18 protein-coding genes are annotated in these 22,586 nt (G+C 71.5%); 11 read left to right on the top strand and 7 right to left on the bottom strand.

What is annotated here, in order from left to right; genetic code table 11:
- Nucleotides 1–45 precede the first annotated feature (45 nt).
- Nucleotides 46–831, top strand: a complete 786-nt coding sequence (locus OCEPR_RS10050) for a hypothetical protein (RefSeq protein ID WP_013458611.1) — start codon at nt 46–48, stop codon at nt 829–831.
- Here the strand turns inward: OCEPR_RS10050 and OCEPR_RS10045 are convergent.
- Nucleotides 821–1,489, bottom strand: a complete 669-nt coding sequence (locus OCEPR_RS10045) for a hypothetical protein (protein ID WP_013458610.1) — start codon at nt 1,487–1,489, stop codon at nt 821–823. The genes OCEPR_RS10050 and OCEPR_RS10045 overlap by 11 nt on opposite strands.
- Before the next feature lie 187 nt (nt 1,490–1,676).
- Between OCEPR_RS10045 and OCEPR_RS10040 the strand changes: the two genes are divergently transcribed.
- Nucleotides 1,677–2,111: a 3D domain-containing protein gene (locus tag OCEPR_RS10040; protein WP_013458609.1), complete on the top strand. Its 435-nt coding sequence runs from the start codon at nt 1,677–1,679 to the stop codon at nt 2,109–2,111.
- Nucleotides 2,112–2,120: 9 nt separating this feature from the next.
- Nucleotides 2,121–3,248: an ABC transporter permease gene (locus OCEPR_RS10035; protein ID WP_013458608.1), complete on the top strand. Its 1,128-nt coding sequence runs from the start codon at nt 2,121–2,123 to the stop codon at nt 3,246–3,248.
- On the opposite strand, the gene OCEPR_RS10030 is transcribed toward OCEPR_RS10035, so the two are convergent.
- On the bottom strand, nt 3,184–4,161 hold the full coding sequence (locus OCEPR_RS10030) for a Wzz/FepE/Etk N-terminal domain-containing protein (RefSeq protein ID WP_013458607.1): 978 nt from the start codon (nt 4,159–4,161) through the stop codon (nt 3,184–3,186). The genes OCEPR_RS10035 and OCEPR_RS10030 overlap by 65 nt on opposite strands.
- 77 nt (nt 4,162–4,238) lie before the next feature.
- Here OCEPR_RS10030 and OCEPR_RS10025 point away from each other — a divergent pair, with 77 nt between their 5' ends.
- Nucleotides 4,239–6,503 (top strand): endonuclease MutS2, encoded by a 2,265-nt coding sequence (locus OCEPR_RS10025; RefSeq protein ID WP_013458606.1) that lies wholly within the window; start codon nt 4,239–4,241, stop codon nt 6,501–6,503.
- Nucleotides 6,504–6,506: 3 nt separating this feature from the next.
- Here the strand turns inward: OCEPR_RS10025 and OCEPR_RS10020 are convergent, their stop codons facing one another.
- The 3 genes from OCEPR_RS10020 to OCEPR_RS10010 form a co-directional block, all read right to left on the bottom strand.
- Nucleotides 6,507–9,146: a PKD domain-containing protein gene (locus OCEPR_RS10020; protein WP_013458605.1), complete on the bottom strand. Its 2,640-nt coding sequence runs from the start codon at nt 9,144–9,146 to the stop codon at nt 6,507–6,509.
- 57 nt (nt 9,147–9,203) lie between these two features.
- Complete coding sequence (locus OCEPR_RS10015) at nt 9,204–10,376, bottom strand: glycerophosphodiester phosphodiesterase family protein (RefSeq protein WP_013458604.1); 1,173 nt, start codon at nt 10,374–10,376, stop codon at nt 9,204–9,206.
- Between the two features lie 63 nt (nt 10,377–10,439).
- Nucleotides 10,440–10,967 (bottom strand): lipoprotein, encoded by a 528-nt coding sequence (locus OCEPR_RS10010; protein ID WP_013458603.1) that lies wholly within the window; start codon nt 10,965–10,967, stop codon nt 10,440–10,442.
- 80 nt (nt 10,968–11,047) lie between these two features.
- Here OCEPR_RS10010 and OCEPR_RS10005 point away from each other — a divergent pair, with 80 nt between their 5' ends.
- The 3 genes from OCEPR_RS10005 to rlmN all read left to right on the top strand — a co-directional run bounded on the left by OCEPR_RS10005 (nt 11,048) and on the right by rlmN (nt 13,029).
- On the top strand, nt 11,048–11,500 hold the full coding sequence (locus tag OCEPR_RS10005; protein WP_013458602.1) for a TlpA family protein disulfide reductase: 453 nt from the start codon (nt 11,048–11,050) through the stop codon (nt 11,498–11,500).
- 14 nt (nt 11,501–11,514) lie between these two features.
- Nucleotides 11,515–11,844 (top strand): DMT family transporter, encoded by a 330-nt coding sequence (locus tag OCEPR_RS10000; protein WP_013458601.1) that lies wholly within the window; start codon nt 11,515–11,517, stop codon nt 11,842–11,844.
- Nucleotides 11,845–11,916: 72 nt separating this feature from the next.
- Nucleotides 11,917–13,029, top strand: coding sequence for a dual-specificity RNA methyltransferase RlmN (rlmN, locus tag OCEPR_RS09995; protein ID WP_013458600.1), 1,113 nt, complete (start codon nt 11,917–11,919; stop codon nt 13,027–13,029).
- Nucleotides 13,030–13,038: 9 nt separating this feature from the next.
- On the opposite strand, the gene OCEPR_RS09990 is transcribed toward rlmN, so the two are convergent.
- Nucleotides 13,039–13,794, bottom strand: coding sequence for an ABC transporter permease (locus OCEPR_RS09990; protein WP_013458599.1), 756 nt, complete (start codon nt 13,792–13,794; stop codon nt 13,039–13,041).
- Nucleotides 13,778–14,710, bottom strand: a complete 933-nt coding sequence (locus tag OCEPR_RS09985; protein WP_013458598.1) for an ABC transporter ATP-binding protein — start codon at nt 14,708–14,710, stop codon at nt 13,778–13,780. Before OCEPR_RS09985 ends, OCEPR_RS09990 begins: the two co-directional genes overlap by 17 nt.
- A 164-nt stretch (nt 14,711–14,874) precedes the next feature.
- Between OCEPR_RS09985 and OCEPR_RS09980 the strand changes: the two genes are divergently transcribed.
- The 4 genes from OCEPR_RS09980 (at nt 14,875) to OCEPR_RS12350 (ending at nt 22,485) form a co-directional block, all read left to right on the top strand.
- Nucleotides 14,875–16,260 carry a glutamine synthetase family protein gene (locus tag OCEPR_RS09980; RefSeq protein WP_013458597.1) on the top strand — a complete coding sequence of 462 codons (1,386 nt, stop codon included), beginning with the start codon at nt 14,875–14,877 and terminating at the stop codon, nt 16,258–16,260.
- A gap of 72 nt (nt 16,261–16,332) precedes the next feature.
- Nucleotides 16,333–17,106, top strand: a complete 774-nt coding sequence (locus OCEPR_RS09975; protein ID WP_013458596.1) for a glucose 1-dehydrogenase — start codon at nt 16,333–16,335, stop codon at nt 17,104–17,106.
- Nucleotides 17,107–17,115: 9 nt separating this feature from the next.
- A complete protein-coding gene (locus OCEPR_RS09970; RefSeq protein ID WP_013458595.1) occupies nt 17,116–18,504 on the top strand; it encodes an aldehyde dehydrogenase family protein in 1,389 nt (462 codons plus the stop codon).
- Nucleotides 18,505–18,657: 153 nt separating this feature from the next.
- Complete coding sequence (locus OCEPR_RS12350) at nt 18,658–22,485, top strand: hypothetical protein (RefSeq protein WP_013458594.1); 3,828 nt, start codon at nt 18,658–18,660, stop codon at nt 22,483–22,485.
- Nucleotides 22,486–22,586: the final 101 nt, after the last annotated feature.

Below are 22,586 nucleotides of genomic sequence, written 5' to 3'. Positions count from 1 at the left end.
GATGGCCTCGGGGGCTGCGCTAGAATGGAACGGAGGAGGGGTTCGATGAAGAAGTGGATGCTGGGGGCGTTGCTCCTGGGGCTCCTGTCCGCCTGCAACATCAACATCATCCTGCCGGGGACGAGCGTCGTCGTGGACGGCCCGGCGGTCGAATCGGGGGTGCTGGGCGAGGGCGAGTCCGCGCGCTTCGAGCTGCTGGTGGGCACGGACCCGGTGCGCATCGACGCCACCGACGTGACCAACGGCGCCGCCGGCTCGCTGCGCCTGCGCGTCTTCGACGCCAACAACGCCGTCTACGCGCAGACGGTGAGCCGCCAGTACTTCACGGCGCCGCAGCCGGAGGTGCTGGACCTGGGCGCGGTCGGGCTCGGCATCACCCCGAACCCGATCTACTCGATCAACCTGCCCGCGAACTTCGGCAAGGCCTACGTCGAGGTCACGAACCTGAGCGCCGACCCCACGGTGGTCCGGGTCGCCGCGGTCACCCGGCAGGACGGCATCGAGAAGAACAACGCCTTCACCTTCAATGCCACCGTTACCGGCGCCCTGCTCTACCTGGGCCAGCTCGACACCTGGACCTATACCGGAACCGGTCCGGCGACGCTCGAGCTCGTGGGCGGCACCACCGTTCACGCCCGGGCCAAGGTCGTGCGCGGCTTCGACACCCAGACGGTCCTCGAGCCGGGTGAGGAGTTCACCGACCTGCAAAACGGCGACGTCGTCTACGTCCAGGCGCAGGGCAGCGGGGCGCTCGCGGGCTTCTGCAGCACCCTTCCAGGGTGCGCCGACGGCATCACCAGCGGCGAGTACACGCTGCAGGTTACTCCCTGACCTGCGCGAGCACCCGCGCGATCTCGGCGGCGCGTTCGGCGCCGCCCTTTTCCAGGCAGCCCGCGACGAGCTCGGGGTTTTGGGGATCGCTCAACGCGGCCAGGCAGCCCAGCTCGGCGTCGGTTAGCACCTCGGTGTTGACGGTGCCCAACTCGGCGGCGCGGAGGCTGCGCCAGCGGGCGAGGGCGCGGAAGACAGTCGCGTCGGCCCGCCTCGGCGCGGCGGGCGCCGGCGCGGCCGGCGGCCGCAGCAGCAGGTAGGCCCCGAAGGCCAGCAGCGCCAGGGCCACGAACAGACCCCCGGGCGACTCCCAGAAGAAGACCAGCGCCCCTGCGGCGAGGAGGGCCCCGCCGCCCCAGGCCGCGAGCTCCCGCCGCTCGAGTCCGCCCCAGAGCCCCAGGCCCAACCCCGCCCCCACCAGCTTGAGGGACTGCAGGCCGGTGGCGTCGGCGGCCAGCGCCCCCAGCGCCCAGCCGATCAAGAGGCTGCCGAGGCCCGCCGCCTCGGCCGGGGCGCCGCGCCGGGCCAGCAGCAGGAAGAGGCCGCCGCCCAACAGGCCCCACAGCCAGCCCGGTCCCCCGGGGGGCCGCCCCACCAGGTAGAGCACCCCCAGCGCCACCAGGGCGAGTCCGAGCCAGCCGTGCCGCGACGTCTTCATGAGAGTCCGGGTCCCCTCCTTAACCTAGCCGCAGTCTAGCATGGGCGGGGAGCGCCGTTGGGGACGCGTCTGCCGCAGGCGGGCGGGGTCGGCACGGCCGCGGGAACGCCAAGATGAGAAAATCTGCGTCCGGCTCTTAAACAATTTATTTGTTTTTTTCTACACTTTCGTTTGGGAGGTGAGGGGTATGCGGTGGATGCGAACGCTGGCTCTGTTGACGCTCGCCGTGGCGTTGCCGCTGGGCGTGCAGGCGTCGGGGCCCGAAGTGCTCGTGCTCAAGGCGACCGCGTACACCTCGTCGGTGCGCGAAACCGACTCGACCCCGTTCGTCACCGCCACCGGGGCGCGGACGCGCTTCGGCATCATCGCCGTGAGCCGCGACCTGCTCGGTTCCGACCTCCCCTACGGCTCCAAGGTCAAGATCGAGGACCTGGGCGAATGGCGCACGGGCCGCGGCAAGGGCCGCTTCGACGCCATGCTCAAGGACGTCGTCTTCGTCGTCGAGGACACCATGCACAAGCGCAAGCGGCAGCAGATCGACGTCTGGATGCCCGACCGCTCGCTCGCGCTCAAGTGGGGGGTGCGGCGGGTCCGCATCACCGTGCTCCAGCGCGGGCGGTAGAGTGAGGGCGTGCGTTTCGCCTGGTTCCTGGCCCTCAAGCACCTGACCTACCGGAAAACCCAGAGTCTGATCACGGTGCTGGGGGTGGCCGCGGGCGTGGCCGTGCTGACCACGGCGCTCTCGCTCACCAACGGCTTCACCGCGGGGTTGATCGAGGCGACCCTGCGCGCGGTGCCGCACGTGACCCTGACGGCGCTCGATCCCGAGGACGCGCCCCGCCCCGAACACCCCGAGATCGTCGCCGAGACGCCGGTGCTGATCGCCAAGGCGCTGCTCACCCGCCGCGCCGGCGAGGGGCGGCGTGCGGGGGTCGACTTCGGGACCCTGATCGGCGTGGGCCCGGGGGCGGCGCGGGTCTACCCGGGGCTGGGGCTCGAGGCGCTGACGCCGGGAGGCGTGATCCTCGGTTCGGCGCTCGCCCGTTCGCTCGGGGCCTGGCCCGGCGACACCGTCTACGCCCTGTCGGTCAACCAGCAACGGCGGCCGTTTCGCGTGATCGGCCGCTTCGTGACCGGAAACTACCTGATCGACTCGGTCTTCGCCTTCGCTCCGCTCGCGGACGTTCAGGCCCTGCTGGAGACGCCGGGCGCCGTCGGCGGCTGGCACCTGCGCCTCGCCGACCCCGAGAAGGCCCCGGAGGTGGCGCGGGCGCTGGAGGCCGACGGCCGCTACGTGGCCCAGACCTGGCAGGACGCCAACCGCACCCTGATCGAGCAGCTCGCCCTGCAAAAGCGGGTCATCGGCATCGTCGTCTTCCTCATCGTCGTCGTCGCGGCGCTGGGGATCGCCAACGTGCTCGTGCTCGTTGTTTTGGAGAAGAAGGCCGACATCGCCATCCTGCGCGTCCTCGGCGCCGGCGCCGGCCAGGTGGCGGGGGCCTTCGCGCTCGAGGCGGTGCTGCTGGGCGGGGCCGGGGTGGCCCTGGGCGACCTGCTGGGCTGGGCGCTTTCGAGCTACTTTGCCCTGCGGCCGGTGACGATTCCCGGCGAGCTCTACTTCATCACCCAGCTGCCGGTACGGATTCAGCCCGCCGACTTCGCCTGGGTCAGCGGGCTGGCGTTCGGCACCGTGCTTATTTCGGCGTGGTTGCCGCTTCGTCGGGCTCTAGGCGTGAAGCCGGGGCAGGTGCTGCGTTGACCCCGGGCTCGGCGGCCACCGCCTCGCGCAGGAAGGCGAGGAAGACGGCGAGCATCAGCGAGAGCACGGCGGCGAGCGCGGTGTTGAGCAGCACCCGGGGGGCGACCGGCTCCTTGGGGACGGCGGGCGGGCTGAGCACGTTCACCTGGGCGACCTGTTCGCTGAGCCGGCGCAGCTGGGCCGGGTCGCTGGCCAGGGCCTCGAGCGAGGCGATCTCGGCGTTGAGGTTGGCGAGCTGCGCCTGCTGCTTGGCGAGCTCGAGCCCCAGGTAGGCGAGCGCCGGGTTGCTGGCGCGGGCCACGTTGGGCGGCACGTCCGCGGACTCGAGCGCCGTCTGGGTGTCGGTTCCGGCGTTCACGCGCGGCACCTTGTCCAGCGAGGCCTCGAGCTCGCCGATCTGCGACTGCACCGAGGTGAGCTTGAGCCGCGACTGCGCGAGCGCGCCGGCCAGGTTGGCGCCGGCGCTTTGGAAGACGCGGTCCTTGACGTAGTCGTCGAAGGCGCTGAGCAGGTCGAGGGCGAACTGCCAGGTCTCCTCGGGGTCGCCGCCGCGCACCGTGATCGTGAGCAGGTTCTTCTTGTCGTCGAAACGGGCCTTGGCCTCGATGGGGGCGTTCCCCACGACCCGGGCCACGTAGGGGCCCTTGGTCTCGATCTGCTTGTTGAAACCGACCCCCAGCGCGGGGCCGGCGGGCAGGGTGCGGAAGACGTAGGCCGCCGCGGGGAAGCCGAGGTCGTTGCCGTCCTGGTTCAGCACCAGCGCCTGGGCCACTGCCTCGCTCTCGTAGGTGGGCGGCCAGAGGCTGCTGACGGCGAAGACCGCCGCGGTCACGAGGACGGTCACCGCCAGGATCCAGCGGCTCTGCCGCTTGAGCATCAGGTAGAGGTCGCGCAAGCTGATTTCGTCTTCCATGCTGCGTCCAGTATAGGTCCTTTTTCGGGAGTAAAAGATGAAAAACTCGAAACGGTATAGTTAAGGATGGTAACGCCGTGACGGACGATACGCTGCAGACCCTCGACTTCGAACGCATCCGCCGGGCGCTCGCGGAGCGGGTCTCCACGCGCCTGGGGGAGGACCGGGTGCGCGCCTGGGGGCCGCTGCCCACGCCCGAGGAGGCCGCGCGCTTCCGCCGGGCCACGCAGGAGGCGGCCGCCCTGGGCTACCGCCTGGGCGGGGTCTTCGATCCGCGGCCGCTGCTCGCGCGCATCCGCCGCGGCGAACGGCCCGAGGGGGCCGAGCTGGTGGAGGCGGCGGCCACGCTGGAGCGCGCCGCCGAGCTCAAGCGCGAGATCCTGGCCGCCGGCGAGGGCGAGCTGGCGCGCGTCGCCGCCCGCATCGGCGAGCACGCCCTCTTCCGCCGGCGCGTGGCCGAGTCGCTCGACGAGGCCGGCGAGGTGAAGGACGACGCCACCCCCAAGCTGAAGCGCATCCGCCGCAGCCTGAACCCCCTGCGCGAGCGCATCATCCGCCGCCTCGAGGCGGTGATGGACGCCCACCCCGAGGCCGTGCAGGAACGCTACGTGACGCTGCGCCGCGACCGCTACGTCATCCCCGTGCGCGCACAGCAGCAGCGCCAGATCGGGGGGATCGTGCTGGCCCAGTCCGACACCGGGGCGACCGTCTTCATGGAGCCCGCCTCGGTGGTGCCGCTGAACAACGAACTCGCGCAGCTGCGCCTGGAGGAGGAGGCCGAGGTCCTCAAGGTGCTGGCCGAGCTGGCGGGCCTCCTCGCCGGCGACGCCGAGCTCGAGGCCACGCTGGACGCGCTGGCCTGGCTGGACGCCGTCCGCGCCGCCGCGCTGCTGGCCGAGGATTGGGAGCTGACGCCGGCGCAGGACGGGCCGGTCGGCCGCTACCACCTCGTGGGGGCGCGCCACCCGCTGCTCGACGACCCGGTGCCCAACGACCTTCACCTGTCGGAACGCACCCGCATCCTCCTCGTCACCGGCCCCAACATGGGGGGCAAGACGGTGCTCCTCAAGACCCTGGGGCTGGCGGTGCTCATGCACCAGGCGGGGCTGTTCGTGGCCGCCGAGGCGGCCGAGCTGGGCTGGGTGCGCCGGCTCGAGGTCGACATCGGCGACGAGCAGAGCCTGGAGGGCGGGCTCTCCACCTTCGCCGCGCACCTGAAGAAGCTCGACCGCATCCTCGATTCCGCGGCCCCCGACGCCCTGGTGCTCGTCGACGAGCTGGGGTCGGGCACCGACCCCGAGGAGGGCGCCGCGCTCGCCCAGGCGGTGATCCTGCGGCTGCTCGACAAGGGCGCGCGGGGCATCGTGACCACCCACTTGACGCCGCTCAAGGCGCTCGCGGGCCGGGCCGCGGGGCTCGAGAACGCCAGCATGGGGTTCGTGCTCGAAGAGTTCCGCCCCACCTACCGGCTGCAGGTGGGCCTGCCGGGGCGCAGCTACGCGCTGGCCGTCGCCCGCCGCCTGGGCCTCGACGAGGAGGTGCTGCGCGCCGCCGAGCGTTTCCTGGGCGAGGGCGGGGCGCGCGTCGAGGAGCTGCTCGAGCGCCTGGAGCGGCAGCAGGCCGAGCTCGAAACGCGCTTGGCCGCGGCCGAGCGGGCGCGGCGCGAGGCCGAGGCCGTGCGGGGCGAACTGCAGGCGCGGCTCGAGCGGATCGACCGCGAGCGCGAGGCGCTGCTGGAGGCGGCCCGCGCCGAAGTGGACCGCATGCTCGAGGAGGCCCACCGCCAGATCCGCGAGCTGCGGGCGAAGGCGCGCAAGGGCGGGTCGGGCAAGCGCGACGCCTTGCGCGAGGTGATGGCGATTCGGGAGCGCACCAAGCCGCGCACCGCGGCGGGGGCGAACCCGCTGCCGGGGCTGGAGCCGGGGATGCTCGTCGAGGTGCCCAGCTACCGCCAGAAGGGGCGGGTGGTGCGCGTCGAGGGCGAGGAGACGCTGGTGCAGATCGGCCAGGTCAAGATCCGCGTGCCCACCGCGGAGCTGCGCCCCCGCGGCGAGGGGGCGCCCCGGCCCAAGCAGGCGGTGGTCGTGGAGTCGGGGTTCGAGACCGAGCTCAACGTGCGCGGCCTCACCGCCGCCGAGGCGCTCGAGGCCGTCCACGACTTCCTCGCCGAGGCCGTCGCCACTGGCAACTCCCCGGTGCGCATCCTGCACGGCAAGGGCACCGGGGTGCTGCGCCGCGAGATCCAGAACTTCCTGCGCCACGACCGCCGCGTCGAGCGCTTCCACGACGCCATGCCCAACGAGGGCGGCCACGGCGTCACCGTGGTGCACCTGCGGGTCTGAGGCTCAGTCGACGCGCAGCTCGACCGCGGCCAGGTCCTCGCCTCCGCCGGCGTCGGTCGCCCAGAGGACCGCGCGGTAGAGGCCGGGCCGCTCGTAGACGTGCCGGACGGCCAGCTGCGCGGGGCAGCCGCGCGGCCAGGTGCGCGGCGGGCTGCCGTCGCCGAAGTCCAGCGCGCAGGCGGTGCGGGCGCCGGGGGGCGCCCGCACGCCCAGCCGGAAGGTGACGGCCAGCGAAGCCGCCCCCCCGTTGCGGTCGGCCTCGAGCCAGGGAACGGCCCGCGGCCCCGGCTCGCAGACGACGTCGACGGGCACGACGACGGCGGGCAGATCCGGATCGTTGGTGTAGAGGGGCAGTGCGGTGGCGAAGCGGCCGGCGGTCTCCGGGCAGTCGGCGGTGAGCCGCTGGTAACCCCAAAGCCCGGCGGCGAGGGCCAGCTTGCGCGGCTGCGCCCGGACCGCCCCTTCGCGGGGCGTCCAGACCCGCAGGGTGCTGGTGAGCTCGACCGGCGTTCCGTCCGGGAAGACGCCGCCGAGGGCGGCGTTGCGGTAGCGCAACACCCCCACGGCCGCCCCGCCGGGCGCGCCGCGCAGCTCGAGCGCGAGCGGCAGGCCCTGGAGGTCGGGGCTCTGCACCAGGAGCCACGGGTCCGGCGGCCGCCCCGCGTAGGGATGCCGCGCCCCCACCGCCCCCAGGCGGTAGCGGAAGAAGACCTCGTACACCCCGCGGTCGTCCTTTTCGGGCCGCCAGACGAGCGGCCCGTCGGGTTCGTCGGTCGCGGCGACGCGCTGGAGCGGTCCTGAAAAGCAGTCGGCGGCGTTCGCGCAGGCGCCGCCCCGCAGCCAGACCTCCACCCGGCCGGCCTCGGGAGGGTCGGCCTCGAAGCTGAAGCGGGCCGCGGGTTCGGCGGCGGCCTCGCCCAGGTCGAGCCGCCGCACCCCGCCGGTGTCGAGGTGCCCCCAGACCCGCGGCGGCCCGGCCAGCCGCAACGGCGCGGTTCCGGAGCCGCCGGACGCGGGCGGGCGCAGCCCGGCCACCGAGGAGAGCAGGGCCGCCAGGCCGCCGGGGCCACCGGCGGCCCCGGGGGTCCAGGCGAGCTCCCAGTCGGGGCCGCGGTAGTCGGGGTCGGCGGGGTCGAGCGGCCCTTCGAGCGCGGCCGTGAGCAGGAGGGCCTCCTCCTGCGCGGCCAGCGTCCCCTCGCCGAGCGGCGTGCCCTGGGCCCGCACCTCGCCGGTGAGCCGCAGCCGCCGCTCGAGGCGCAGCCGCAGGCGGCCGGGTTCGGCGAACCCGATCCCCGGTTCGGCTTGCGGCCCGGGGGCGGCGGCCTGCGGGCCGCCCGAGGTCGCGGCGGCGGCGTCCCAGGTGCGCGCGGCGCGGAAGCGGACGCGCCCGCCGGGCCAGACCAGGCGCGCGGGCGCGGGGTCGGGGTCCAGGGCGCTGCGGGCGTCGAGCTCGGCGCCCAGACGGAGCGAGAAGAGCAGCCACGAGAGCGGGGGCAGCCGGGTCTCCAGCCGCACCAGGGTGCAGCCCGTCGCGGCGGCCGCGGTGTCCAGGGTGAACCCCGCGTCCTCGAGCTCGCCCGCGAGGTCCAGGTCCCAGCGCGCGGCCTCGAGGGCGCCGTCGACGACGCGCAGCTCCAGGGAGGCGCGCGCCTCGATCCGCCCGTCGGCGCCCGCGCCGCGCTCCAGCCCCGGGCAGGCCGCGGCCGCGGCCAGGCGCTCCCCGCCGTCGGCGCCCCGGGCCAGCTGCGCCCCCTCCCCGGAGGAAGCCGCCAGCGTCACCGGGTAGGGGGGCAGCTCCGCCCGGTAGTCGAGGTTCCAGAAGACGTCGCTCAGCCCCGCGGGGCCCAGGTCCAGCGCCAGCCGCGCCCCCTCGGCGTGGACCGCTTCGACCCGCCCCCAGACGCCGGCGCGGTCGCCGCTGAAGACGACCTGGCCCGGGCGCAGGGCCTCGGTCTCCGGGGTCCGCTCAAGGACGAGCCCGGTCCAGGCGAGGGCGTCCGCGTCCCAGGTCGCGCCCAGGATCCAGGCGTCCTCGAGCCGCGCCGTTTCGGGGCGCAGTTCGGCCGTCACCGCCCAGGCGTAGGTTTCAGCCTCCTGCGTGCGAATCCATAGCCGCACGGTGCCCGGATCGGCCGCGAGCGCGCGCACGCGCGCGGTCTGCGGCCCCGTCGCCTCCACGGCCACCCGCGTGGGGTCGTCGCTGCCGAAGCGGACCTCGGCCTCGGGGTCGGGCCGGCCGGCGGCGTCGTAGACCACCACCGCGAGCTCGCGCGTCTCTCCGGGGCGCGTGAAGACGAGGGCGAGGTCGCTGCGGACGCGGATGCGCGGGGCGAGGACGCCCGAGCCGCGTACGCGCACCAGCACCTCCACGCGTTCGCGCGGGTTGGAGCCGCGCACGACCTCGATCCGGTCGTCCACCGCGTAGTCGGGGGCGCGGTAGCGGGCCTGCGCCCCTTCGGGGATCAGGGTGCCGTGTTCGGCGGTCCAGACCAGGTCGTCGGCGTCTACGCCGGCGGCGGTGAGGACGAGCTCCTCCCCGGGCTCGAGCGTCGCTTCCGCGGGGCTGACGCGCAGCCCCGTCGGGGGGGCGGAACAGGCCACGAACAGCCCGAGCGCCAGCAGCAGCCAAAGCCAACGTCGCAACGCCTACCTCCGTGTAAACCGTAGTCTACGCAACCGCGCCGCGCCGCGGGTGAGGCGTCACCTGCGCCCGCAGGCGTCGAAGAAGGCCACCGTGGCCGGCCAGTCGGAGAAGATCGCGCGGACGCCAATCTCGTTCACCAGCACGTCGAGCACGCGGTAGACGTCGCCGTCCGAGCGGATCGCCGGCCGCACGCTCTGGTAGTACCAGCCGCCGCCGGACGCGAGCGGCCCCGAGCGCTCGAGCGTCCAGGGGACGAGCTCGAGCCCCGCTTCGCGCGCCGCGCGCGCGTAGGCCGAGGGAACGATCCCGCCGCCGGCGTCCAGCGTCAGTAGCACCCACAGCGGCGGGCTCAGGTAGCGCAGGCCCTCTTTCGCCAGCTCCTCCATCGTCGGCTCGAGCCGCTCGGGGTGCGCCGGGTCGAAGCCCCGTTCCTTGTAGCGGCCGTCGAGCCAGACGGCGTTCCTGGCGTACGCGGGGGCGTAGCGGCGCCAGTAGCGGATGTCGGCCAGGTCGAAGCTCTGCAGGAAGACCCGCTCGGGCGGCACGCCGAGTTCGCGGTAGTCGTCCACGATCCGCCGCCGGTAGGCCTCCAGGCTCAGCCCCGGCGGCCGCTCGGCCTTCTTGAGTTCGGGGATGAAGTTCACCCCGGTGGGCAGCAAGAGCTTGATGTAGCCGCGGTGGCTCATCACCGTGCCCGGGGCGTAGGCCAGGGTGCGCCAGGCGGCCGCGGCGCGGTAGTAGTCCTCGGGTCTGCGGGCGTCTTCGTTGCGGCCTTCGGGCCAGCCCTCCAGGCTCAGGAACTCGGCCAGGGTCAGGTCGGTGGTGCGGCAGTCGGGCCCCTGCCCCGGTCGGAAGCCGCGGCGGCACTTGGCGGCCAGGGGCGTGGAGAGGACGTTGGTGGTCTCGGCGAGGTCACGATCCGAGTGGCGGCAGACGAGCGCGCCGTCACGGGTCGGCACCGTGTCGCACTCCACGAAGCCCGCCCCCTGGCGCACCGCCGCCAGGTAGCCCTCGCGGGTGTGCTCGGGGAAGAAGAGCGCCGCGCCCCGGTGGCCGACGGCCAGGGGCGAGCGCGGGTAGGCCTCCGTGCGGGCGGCGCAGGCGGCCAGCCGCTCCTGGAGCGGACCCGCGGCCAGCCGGTCGAGCAGGTAGAAGGGGCGCGGCCCCAGCTGGGCGGGCTGGGCGAGCGCCAGACCCCCCAGGAGGAGCCCCAGCCACCAGGTGCGCATACCCCACTCTAGCGCGCGAAGGGGCGGCCCGAAGGCCGCCCCGGGATTCCCGTCCGCTGGAGGTTAGAAGAAGGCCACCTTTAGGACGAGCCGATCGAAACGGTAGCCCACCGTGGCCGTTCCGTTGGCCGTGCCGACGATGCGGGCGCCCACCGTGAGCGTACCCGACATCAGCGTGTCGATCTGCTGGGGGCTGAGCTCCAGGCTGCCGGAGAGGGTGGTGGAGGTCTGGCCGAGGTCCACCGCGATCGGGTCGCCGACCTGCTCCGAGGCGTTCCAGAGGTCGGCGCCGGCGGGGGCGAGGTAGAAGCGCAGCTCCGCGCCGCCGCTCAAGCCGCCGTCCTGTTCGAGGACCAGGGCGTACTCGAGCTTGACCTGGTTCGGGCGCAGCGAGGGCACCTCGTAGCCGCTCACCCCGTAGCCGCCCGCGTCGGGGAGCATCAGGTCCAGGTCCCCCGCGGCCGTGACCGTCTGGGTGCCGGCGTCGGCGCCGTTTTGCTGGAGGGTGGGCAGCAGGTCGATCGTGATCGGCGCCAGGCTGCACGCGGCGAGCGTCAGGCTGAGGCCCAGGAAGAGCAGGATCCGTTTCATGCCCTCAGCCTAGGCCGCCGCGGCCGTTGGCGGCACCCCAAAGTGGGGGATGGGCGCGTGTGCTAGACTGTCCGTTTGGTATGGGAGACTGGCCGACCGACTTCGTCTGGATGGACCCGGTGCCGCCACCCGAGCAGTGGGAGAAGCCCGGCATCGTGATGTTCTTCAACCTCGAGTGCCCGGGCTGCATCGCCCGCGGTATCCCTTTCCTTAAGCAGCTCGTCCGCGAGTACGGCGACCGGCTGCAGGTCCTGACGGTGCACACCGCCTACGGGCACAAGCGCTTCGAGCGCGACGAGGTCGTGCCTCAGCTCGAGTACTTCGCGCGCGACTACGCCAAACTGCCCTTCCCGGTGGCGCTCGACCTCACGGGCGAGCTGGCCCGGAGCTGGGGGGTGGAGGGCACGCCCCACTGGCTCGTCTTCGCTCCGGGCGGCGAGCTCTTGCGCAGCATCTACGGTTCGCAAGACAACGCGCGGATGCGCCTCGAGTACCTGATGGAAGAGCTGGCGGGCGAGCCCGCCGGCGACTGACCCCTTCTCACGCCATGGCCTACCTCTACCTGACCCTGGCGATCCTGGCCGAGGTGATCGGCACCAGCGCCCTCAAGGCCGCCGAGGGCTTCACCCGGCCGTGGCCCAGTCTGGCCGTGGCCCTGGGGTACGGGGCCGCCTTCTACTTCATGAGCCTGACCCTCAAGACGATTCCCCTGGGCGTCACCTACGCGGTCTGGTCGGGCGTGGGCATCGTCCTCATCACCCTCGCGGGCTGGTGGCTCTACGGCCAGGTGCCCGACCTGGCCGCGGTGGCGGGGATGGGGCTGATCGTCCTGGGCGTGGCCGTACTCTTCCTGTTCTCCAAAACGGTCCCGCACTAGCGCGGCGGCACGGCCTTCCAGCCCCGCGGCCCCCGGGGTAAACTCAGCGGACGGGGCGAGGCCCCCACGACCATGAAGAAGCCATCCTTCGAGTTCCACACCCCCGCCGCCGGCGAGGGCGGGGCCTGCTACGTGCCCGTACAGGCCCCGGAAGCGTTGGTGGCGGGCGACGACCGCAAGCCCATCCTGCTGCCCGCACCGCCGGACGAGCTGCCCGGCAAGGGCTACCGCAAGGGCCAGATCGCCAGCTGGCTCTACAAGAAGGGCGCGCGCGAGTTCGAAGAGATGACCGACCTGCCCCGCCGCCTGCGCGAGGCGCTGGAGCAGGACTGGCGCATCAGCGAGTTCGCCCTGGTGCAGGCGTTCCCCTCGAGCGACGGCTCGGTCAAGTACCTCTTCACCCTCCACGACGGCCGCCGCACCGAGGCCGTCTACCTGCCGTACGCCGACCGCAAGACGGTCTGCATCTCCAGCCAGGTCGGCTGCCCCGCCGGCTGCACCTTCTGCGCCACCGGCAAGATGGGCTTCGGCCGCAACCTGACGGGCCCCGAGATCCTCGACCAGATCCTGGCCGTCGCCTACCACCAGGGCCTGGGCCCGCGCGAGATCCGCAACGTGGTGCTCATGGGCATGGGCGAGCCGCTGCTCAACTACGAGAACATCGCCTGGGCGGTGCGGCGGATGCTCGACAAGAACGCCCTGGCGATGAGCCCGCGCCGCATCACCCTCTCGACCGTCGGCATTCCCGGAGGCATCCGCCGCTTGGCCGAAGGCGACCTGGGCGTCAAGCTGGCCCTAAGCCTGCACGCCCCCGACGACGAGACCCGCCGGAGGATCATCCCCACCGCCCACCGCTACTCGATCGCCGAGATCATGGAGGCGGTGCGGGCCTACTTCGACCGCACCAAACGCCGGGTGACGATCGAGTACACCATGCTGCGGGACGTCAACGACCGCGAGGAGCAGGCCCGCGAGCTGGCCCGGATCCTGAAGGGGCTGGTGGCCCACGTCAACCTGATTCCCTTCAACCCTTGGGAGGGCGCGCCGGTGGCGGGCAGCGGCAAGAAGCGGATTCAGCGCTTCGCCGCGGTGCTCGAGCGCGAGGGCGTGCCCGTAACCGTCCGCTGGAGCCGCGGCGTGGACGTGGGCGCGGCCTGCGGCCAGCTGGCGCTCAAAGAGGGCTAGATTTTCCCCTCAATACATGCTCAGATTGCCTTTGCGGCGCACCACCCCGTAGACCCAGCGGAAAAGACCGAGGCCGACGAGGAAGAGCGCGAGGGAGTTGATTAGCGCTGCGGTTGCCATGGCGGTCGTGATCGGCTCACCGCCCACGAAGGAGCGAAAGACCAGGTGCAGCGCCGGGGCCAGGGGCAGCAGCGCCTGGCCGGCGAAGGCGTCCTTCGCGGCCAGGATGAAGGGCAGGAAGCCAAATTGGATGATGGTAAACAGCATCGAAACGTCCTTGAAGTAGAGCGCCAGCGCTCCCAGCGCCAGCGACATCCCCACGACGCCCAACGCCAGGATCAAAAGTGTCGGCAGGCCGCCGAGATTGAAGTGCAGGCGGACGCCGGTCACCGTCTGAAGCGCGACCACGATGATCAGGGCCATCAGCAGCGAGACGACCACGGTGAACGCGCTGCGGACCACGAAGAGCGTCTCCAGCCGGTAGCGCCCCAGCGCCAGCTGTTCCAGGGTGCCGCGGGTGGCCTCGGTCTGGATTTCTTGGGCGATTCCGTGGAGGATGCCCAGGGTGAAGGTCCAGACCACGAACCCCAGTACCAGGCTGGAGAGGCTGTTGCCCTCGAGCGGGGCGCGAACGAAGAGGGCGATACCGTAAAACAGGCCGTAGAAGAACAGCACCATGATCCCGAGGCTGAGGAGGCTGTTGAGGAAGTAGCGCCGGAATTGGGCGAAGCTGAGGATCATTTCGGCTTTAAGAAGCGTCCACATCGTGGCCCTCCCCTTGAATTTCCATGAAGACGTCTTCCAGCGAGGCGGATTCCTTTTCCAGGGCCGTCACCTCAAGTTCGGAGGCGGCGCAGAGATCGCGCCGGAGCTCTTCCCAGTCGCCGGTGAAGATTAGGGTGTGCGCGTCCCTCCGCCGCCAGCGGCTTGCGCCTTGCCACGCCGGGGGCAGGTCCCCAACCTCTTTGGCGGTGCGCACCAAGTACCAGGGTTTCTCGTAGCGGCGGAGGATCCGTGCGGTGGCGTCGTCGAGCACTACCCTACCTTCGCGAATGAAGACCACGCGGTCTGCCGTGCGCTGGATGAACCCCAGGTCGTGGGAGGCAATCAACAATCCCTTGCCCGCGTCCACTAGGTCTCGAACGATCTTTTCTAGCTCGAGCCGGCTACCCGGGTCGAGCCCCAGGGTGGGCTCGTCGAGGATGACGAAGTCGGGATCGTGCAACAGGCTGATCGCCAACGCCGCCTTTTGCTGCATGCCGCGGGAGAAGGTGGCCAGCGGCCGCTGCAACACCTCCTCGTCCAGTCCGAACCGCGCCGCCCAGCGGCGGAAGCGCCCGGCGGCCATCCGCGGCGCGACGCCCCTCGTAGCGGCAAAATAGACGGCATTGGTCATCGCGGGGATGTTGGCGTAAAAATTTCGGTTGCCCTCCATGACCACGCCGATGCGTCCGGCTGCGACGCGCGCCTCGCCTTCGGCCGTACGCAGGAAGACCCGACCGGTGTCGGCGAGCAGGAGCCCCAGCACGATCTTGATCAGGGTTGTCTTGCCTGCTCCGTTGGGGCCCAGCAGCCCCACCACCTGACCCCGCTGGACTTCGAGCGAAACACCCTTCAGCGCGTGTTTCCCGTTGAAGTTCTTCGAGACACCGTCGGCCACCACCGCCTGGGCTGGTTCCATGTCACCTCCCCGCCCGTCACCCGCTCCCCTACGGAGGCGCGGGGCCGACGGGCTGCGCACATCGCCGCTGCCGTTCGGCTTATTTTAAACCATTTCCAGGGCTAGCGGTTCCGTGGTGCGGTGGCGGCCGTCGACGGACGGTATACTGACCCAAAGGAGCCAAGATGCCCCACCCACGCGGCAAACTCACGCTCGACGCCCTGGCCGGTCTGGTGGCCGAGGGTGAGATCGACACCGTCGTCGTCGCCTTCCCCGACCTCTACGGGCGCTTGATGGGCAAGCGCTTCGACGCCGAGTTCTTCCTCGAGGCGGCCGCCCGCACGGGCACCCACGCCTGCGACTACCTGCTCACCGTGGACATGGAGATGAACCCGGTGCCGGGTTACGCCTTCGCCAACTGGGAGCGCGGCTACGGCGACGTGCACCTGGTGCCCGACCTCGACACGCTGCGCCCCGCCCCCTGGCACTGGACCTCGAACAGCGCGATCGTCCTCGCCGACGTGGTGAGCACCGAGACCCACGAGCCCGTGCCCGTGGCCCCGCGCAACCTGCTGAAGGCGCAGCTCGCGCGCGCCGCCGAGGCGGGGTTCGCGGTCATGGCCGCTTCCGAGCTCGAGTACTACCTCTACGAGACCCCCTACCGCGAGTTCGCCGAACGCGGCTTCGCCGCCCTCCGGCCCGCGGGCTGGTACCTGGAGGATTACCACGTCTTCCAGGGCTCGCGCACCGAGACCTTCCACTTCGCCGCCCGGCGCGACCTGCGGGACGCGGGCATCCCCGTCGAGAGCACCAAGGGTGAGTGGGGGCGGGGGCAGCACGAGCTCAACCTGCGCTACACCGAAGCCCTGGAGATGGCCGACCGCCACGTCCTAATGAAGGAGGCGCTCAAGGAGATCGCCGACCAGCAGGAGATGAGCGTCACCTTCATGGCCAAGCCCGCGGGCGGTCAGGCGGGCTCGAGCTCCCACGTGCACATGAGCCTCTGGACCGGGGGGCAGAACGCCTTCGCCGGCGAGCGTTCCATCGGCCGCGCCCAGGTGTCCGAGACCTTCTTGCACTTCCTCGGGGGCCTGATCCGCTACGCCCCCGACTGGATGGTCTTCTACGCCCCCACGGTCAACAGCTACAAGCGCTACGAGGACGCCTCCTGGGCGCCCACGCGCCTGGCCTGGAGCTACGACAACCGCACCGCCGGTTTCCGGGTGGTGGGCGCGGGCGGCTCGCTGCGGGTGGAAAACCGCATCCCCGGCGCCGACGTCAACCCCTACCTGGCCTACACCGCCATGCTGGCCAGCGGCCTGGCGGGCATCAAGGAGAAGCTCGAGCCGCCGCCTATCTTCGAGGGCGACGTCTACGCCGCGGCCGAGCTGCCGCGGGTGCCCTACAGCCTGCGCGAGGCGGCCGACCTGTTCGAGGCCAGCGAGCTCGCCCGGCGGGTGCTGGGGGAGGAGGTGCACCGCCACTACCTCCACTTCTTCCGCACCGAGTGGAAGGCCTACGAGCAAGCGGTGACCGACTGGGACCGCAAGCGCTACTTCGAGCGCATCTGACGCCCCGCGCCGAGAAGCCCCTAGGATATTCTTCGCCCGCGCCGCGGTGTAGCCTGAGGCGTGGAGGTACGTATGCGACTTAAGGACAAGGTGGCCCTCATCACCGGCGCGGGCAGCGGCATCGGGCGCGAGTCGGCGCTGCTGTTTGCCCGCGAAGGCGCGGCCGTGGCCGTGGTGGACGTCAACGAAGAGTCCGGCCAGGCCGTGGTGGACGAGATCTTACGCCAGGGCGGCAAGGCCGTCTTCATCAAGGCCGACGTCTCCAAGGCCGCCGACGCCGAGCGCATGGTGGCCGAGACCGAGAAGGCCTTCGGCAAGCTGAACGTGCTCTTCAACAACGCCGGGGTGATGATCTCCTCGGACGGCGACGCCATCAGCACGCCCGAGGACGTCTGGGACCTGACGCTCGACATCAACGCCAAGGGCGTCTTCCTGGGCTGCAAGTACGGCATCCCGGCGCTCCGGCGCGCCGGCGGCGGCTCGGTGATCAACACCGCCTCCTTCGTGGCCACGCTGGGCGCGGCGACGCCGCAGATCGCCTACACCGCCAGCAAGGGCGCGGTCCTCTCGATGACCCGCGAGCTGGCGGTCATCCACGCGCGCGAGAACATCCGCGTGAACGCCCTCAGCCCCGGCCCCCTGCGCACCGAGCTGCTGATGAAGTTCCTCGACACCGAGGAGAAGAAGCAGCGGCGGCTGGTGCACATCCCCATGGGTCGCTTCGGCGAGGCCAGCGAGATGGCCAAGGCCGCGCTCTTCCTGGCCTCCGACGAGTCGAGCTACATGACCGGCGCCGACCTGCGCGTGGACGGCGGCATCACCGCCGCCTACGTCACGCCGGAATAGGAGCGGACCATGCCCAAGTTCAAGGTCGTCAGTCCAGTGGACGGTTCGGTCTACGTCGAGCGCGAGGTGGCGACGGACGCCGAGATCGAGGCGACGCTCGAGCGGGCGGCGCGGGCCCGCACAGGCTGGCGCGCCCGCCCGCTGGAAGAACGCCAGGAGCTGGTGCAGCGCGCCGTGGACTATTTGGTGGAGCGCGCGGACGTGCTCGCCGAGGAGCTCACCTGGCAGATGGGCCGCCCCATCGCCCACACCCCCTTCGAGATCACCCGCGGCTTCAAGGAGCGCGCCGACTACATGATCCGCATCGCCCCGCGGGCCCTGGCCGACCTGGTGCCGGAGCCGATGGAGGGCTTCACCCGCTTCATCCGGCGCGAGCCGCTGGGCACGGTGCTGGTGCTGGCGCCGTGGAACTACCCCTGGCTCACCTCGGTCAACAGCGTGGTGCCGGCGCTGGTGGCGGGGAACACGGTCATCCTCAAGATGTCCACCCAGACGCCGCTCGTGGCCGAGCGCTACCAGGAGGCCTTTGACGCTGCGGGGCTGCCCGAAGGGGTCTTCCAGTACCTGCACACCGGGCACAAGGCGGTGGAGCGGATGATCGGTGACGAGCGCATCGACTTCGTGGCCTTCACCGGCTCGGTGCCGGGCGGGCACGCGGTGGTCAAGGCGGCCTCGGACCGCTTCATCGGCACGGGGCTAGAGCTCGGGGGCAAGGACCCGGCCTACGTCATGGAGGACGCCGACCTCGACTTCACCGTGGAGAACACCGTGGACGGCGCCTTCTTCAACGCCGGCCAGTCGTGCTGCGCCATAGAGCGCATCTACGTCCACGAGAAGGTCTACGACGCGTTCGTCGAACGCTACGTCGAGCTGGTGAAGCAGTACAAGCTGGGCGACCCCACCGACCCCGAGACCACCCTGGGGCCGCTGGTGCGCACCTCCGCGGCCGACTGGGTGCGCGAGCAGATCGCCGAGGCCGTCAGCAAGGGGGCCAAGGCGCTCATCGACCCGGCGCTTTTTCCTCAGGCCAGGGAGGGCACCCCCTACCTGGCGCCGCAGGTGCTGGTGGACGTCAACCACCGGATGAGCGTCATGACCGAGGAGACCTTCGGCCCCGTGGTGGGCATCATGAAGGTTCGCAGCGACGAAGAGGCCCTGGCGCTGATGAACGACAGCAAGTATGGCCTCACCGCCTCGCTGTGGACGCGCGACCTGGAGCGGGCCGAAACGCTGGGGGCGCAGATCGAGACCGGCACGGTCTTCATGAACCGGGCCGACTACCTCGACCCGGCGCTGGCCTGGACCGGCGTCAAGGACACCGGCCGCGGCATCACCCTCTCCGAGCTGGGTTACCACCAGCTGACGCGGGTGAAGTCGTACCACTTGCGGCACCGCTAGCGGCGTCGCGGATCCTGCGGGGGCGCGGTTCGCGCCCCCGTTCTTCGTGGCGTTCACGCCGCGGTTCCGTGCGGGACATTGCTACCGAATACAAAATGCGATTGTAAACAAGAGGTACCATCCTCCAGCAGCAACTTCAGGCAGGAGGCCAGCATGCTGACACACCTTCGCTACCGCGTTCGGTTCGCCGCGTTCGTCCTCGGGGTCATGGGGTTGCTCGCGGCCTGTTCCCAGCCCGCCGGCGGCGCCGGCGGCTTTAGCCTGTCGCTCGAGCCCACCTCCGTTACCGTGGCCGCGGGCGGCTCGACCACGGTGCGGCTCGACGTGGGGAGCGAAGGAGGGTTCTCGGGCGAGGTGAGCCTGGCGCTCGAGGGCCTGGCCGGAGCGACCGTGAGCCCGGCCCGGGTGCAGGTGCCCGGCGGGCCCTACACCCTGACGCTCGCCGTAGACGACTCGGTGGCCCCCGGTAGCTACGACCTCGCCCTGGTGGGCGCTTCGGGCTCGCTCATGGGCCGGGCCACGTTTACCCTGGCGGTCACCGACGCCACCCCGGACTTCGAGCTCGCCCTCAGCGCGGTCGATCTCGCGGCCGATCCCGGCGGATCGGTAGGTACTGCGCTCACGGTCACGCCTTCGGGCGGCTTCGCGGGCACCCTGACCCTTTCCCTCGTCGACGCAAGCGACGCGCCCGCGGCCGGCTTCACGCTGGTGCCTGCGTCGCTATACGTGAGCGGGATCGTGCAGCAGCCCCTCTCGATCCAGGTGGCCGGCGACGTCGGGCCGGGCACCTACCCTTTGCGGCTCAAGGTGACGGGGGACGGCGTGACCCACTACGCCGACCTCGCCGTGACGGTCAGCGGGCTCGAGCTGGCGCTGACGAGCACCGAGCTCTACGCCCCACAAGGAGGGACCGCGACGGCGACGCTGCTCGTGAACGCCGTGGGGGTGAGCGGCGACCTGGCGCTGGCGCTCGCGAGCGCGGACGGCGGCCCCGCCCCTACGGGCCTGGCGCTGCAACCGAGCTCCGTGGCCGTTCCGGGCGGCCCCTACGCGCTCTCGCTCTCGGTGGACGCGGGCGTGGCCACGGGCAGCTACGACCTGCTCCTCAAGGGGACCCTGGGCAGCTTTGAGCGCAGCGTGGCGTTCACGCTCACGGTACAGCCGCCGCCGGAGTTCACCACCAGCGTGAGTCCCGACGCCCTCACCGTCGAGGTGGGGTCCTCGGGCACGCTCTATCTGGAGCTCACCTTCCAGGCCGACTTCAACGGGGACATCGGCTTTGCGCTCGAGTTGGCCGACGGTTCGGCCGCACCCGCGGGCCTCGCCCTCGACCCCACCGTCGTCAGCATGGCCGCCAACTCCGGCGACACCAACTACGTCGCGCTCGACCTGGCCGTGGCCGACACGATGGCGCCGGGCACCTACGCGTTGCGCGTCCGAGCCTCCTCGAGCAACACCACCCAGTACGCCGGCTTTAGCCTGACCGTTCCCGTGCCCCCCGACTTCACCCTGAGCCTCGATCCCACGATCGCCGACGTGGTGGCGGGCGGCTCGACCACGGTGCGGCTCGACGCCGTCCCCCACAACGGTTTCGCGGGGGTGGTGCAGCTTTCGCTGGTGGATTCGTCGAACGGCGCCGCGCCATCGGGGATGACGCTCGAGCCGACGAGCGTAGACCTCTCTGGAGGCGCGGTGAGCCAGACCCTGACCCTGCGGGTGGACGAGGGCGTGCTGGTGGACCGCTACCACCTGCAGGTCGTGGGCAGCGGCGGCGGCACGACCCAGACCGCGAACCTCTCGCTTTCGGTGCAGGACTTCAGCCTCTCCTTTGGCACCACCACCCCCTCGTTGGCCGCGGACCAGGGGGGCAGCGCCACGACGACCTTGACCGTGCAGGTGAGCCAGCCCGACACCTACAGCACCTTCCCCGGCCCGGTGGCGCTCGAGCTCGCCACCCAGGACGGATCGCCCCTTCCACCGGGCCTCACCCTCTCGCCGGTGAGCGTCGACCTCTCCTCGGGCTACGTCAACGTCAACCTGACCGTTACCGCGGACGCGTCCACGCCGCCCGGGAGCTATGCCCTGATGGTGATCGGCCGCGCCGGGGGCACGGCGCGCGCCGCCGCGTTCGGCCTGAACGTCCGCGGCTTCGATGTTGCGCTGGGCGCTTCCGAGCTCGCCTTCTGGACGGAAGGCTCGGGCGACCTCGGCCTCACCCTTACCCCCGGCGGCGGCTTCGACGGTACGGTGAGCCTCAGCCTGGAGGCGCAGGACGGCTCGGCCGCCCCTGCGGGCCTAACGCTCAGCCCGAGCAGCGTGAGCGTCTCATCCACCACCTCGGTGACGCTCAGCGTCGCCGCCGACGCCAGCGTGGCCGCCGGCGTCTACCCGCTGCGCCTCAAGGCCGTTTCGGGCAGCATCGTGCACTACGCCGACTTCACCCTCAAGGTGGGCGACTTCGACCTGGCGCTGGACGCCTCGTCCCTGGCCGTCTGGCAGAACGACCGGAGCGGGTTCGGGGTCACGGTCACGCCGTCGGGCGGCTTTGCGGGCACGGTGAACCTCTATCTCGCGCCCCAGGTTGGCGCCACCGGCCCCACGGGCGTTTCGCTGGATCCGTCCGCGCTCGACGTGAGCGGCGGCGTGAGTCAGACCGTCAACGTGGTGGCCGCGGATGCAGCGAGCCCGGGCAGCTTCGCCATGCAACTGGAGGCCCGGGCCTACCTCGGCGGCGTGGCGCGCTCGCGCACCGTGCCGTTTACGCTGGAGGTCAAGGGCTTCCTGGTCGAGCTTTCCGAAGATAACTACTTCGAGGCTCGCGGGGGCAGCGCCTCCGGCCAGCTCACGCTGACCGCCTACGGCCTCAACGACGTGGTGGCGCTCGCCCTGCTCGACCCCTCGGGCGCGGCGCCTGCAGGCATCGCGCTCGCGCCCGCCTCGGTCGCCGCCAGCGACGGCGCCGGTACCCACACCATCACGATCGGCACCGACGCGAACGTAGACTACGACCGCACCTATGGCCTCGACCTGGTCGCGACCTGGGGTTCGCTGGAAAGGCGCCTCGCGATCAACCTGACCGTCTACCGCCTGACGGAGTACTGGGTTCCGCGCGATCCCGGAACCGACTACGACCTGTGGGGCGTGGCCTACGGCGAGGTGAACGGTAGCGGCCTCTTCGTGGCCGTGGGCGGCGGGCAGCTGAGCTTGAACGGGTCGAGCTACGGCGTGGCCGCGACCTCGACCGACGGCGCCAGCTGGTCCCTGACCGAGGACATCAGCAGCAACCCGCTCCTGGGGATTGGCTACGGCGGTGGAACCTTCGTGGCCGTCGGCCGCGCTTGCGAGATCGTGACCTACGACGGTACCGGCTGGACCACACGCGCCAACCCGGACGCCTATTGCAGCGCCAACCTCAACGACGTCGCTTACAGTGGTACGCGGTTCGTCGCCGTGGGCGACAGCGGCACGGTCTTGTGGTCCAACGACGGCGCCAGCTGGTCCTCGGCAACGAGCGGCGTTTCCGGCGATCTGTACGCCATAACTTACGGCAACGGCACCTTCGTGGCCGTGGGCGCGGGCGGCACCGTGCTCACCTCCACGGACGGACTCAGCTGGTCGGCGCAGGCCTCCGGCACCACCGCCGACCTCAGCGGCATCGCCTACGGCGACGGCACCTTCGTGGCCGTGGGCGCGGGCGGCACCGTGCTCACCTCCACGGACGGCGCCAGCTGGAGCCTGGGCGACCTCGGCACTTCGGGCGACGCCACCGGGGTGGCTTATGGCTACGACTGGGACAACGTGGGCGTCTTCGTCGTCACCACGAACGAGCCCAACACCGGCATTCACACCTCGAGCGACGCGGGGTCCAGCTGGTCGTCGCAGAGCTCGGGTGGGCTCGGGGACGCGCTCGAGGCGGCGGGGTACGGTGACCACGTCTTCGTGGTCGTGGGGCAGCTGGGCGCCTTGGGGACCTCCCCCTGACCGACCCGGGCGACCGATTGGGGTCTCCGGTGGCGCAGCGTTTCCGGACGGCCGGGGGGCGCCCCCCGGCCGTCCGTCGCTGCCCGTGCAGTTTGCCCGAT

Origin of the sequence: Oceanithermus profundus DSM 14977, from assembly GCF_000183745.1 — a bacterium.
GTDB lineage: Bacteria > Deinococcota > Deinococci > Deinococcales > Marinithermaceae > Oceanithermus > Oceanithermus profundus.
Note: the sequence above shows the minus strand (reverse complement) of the source record. Positions and strands in the feature narration are given on the sequence as shown.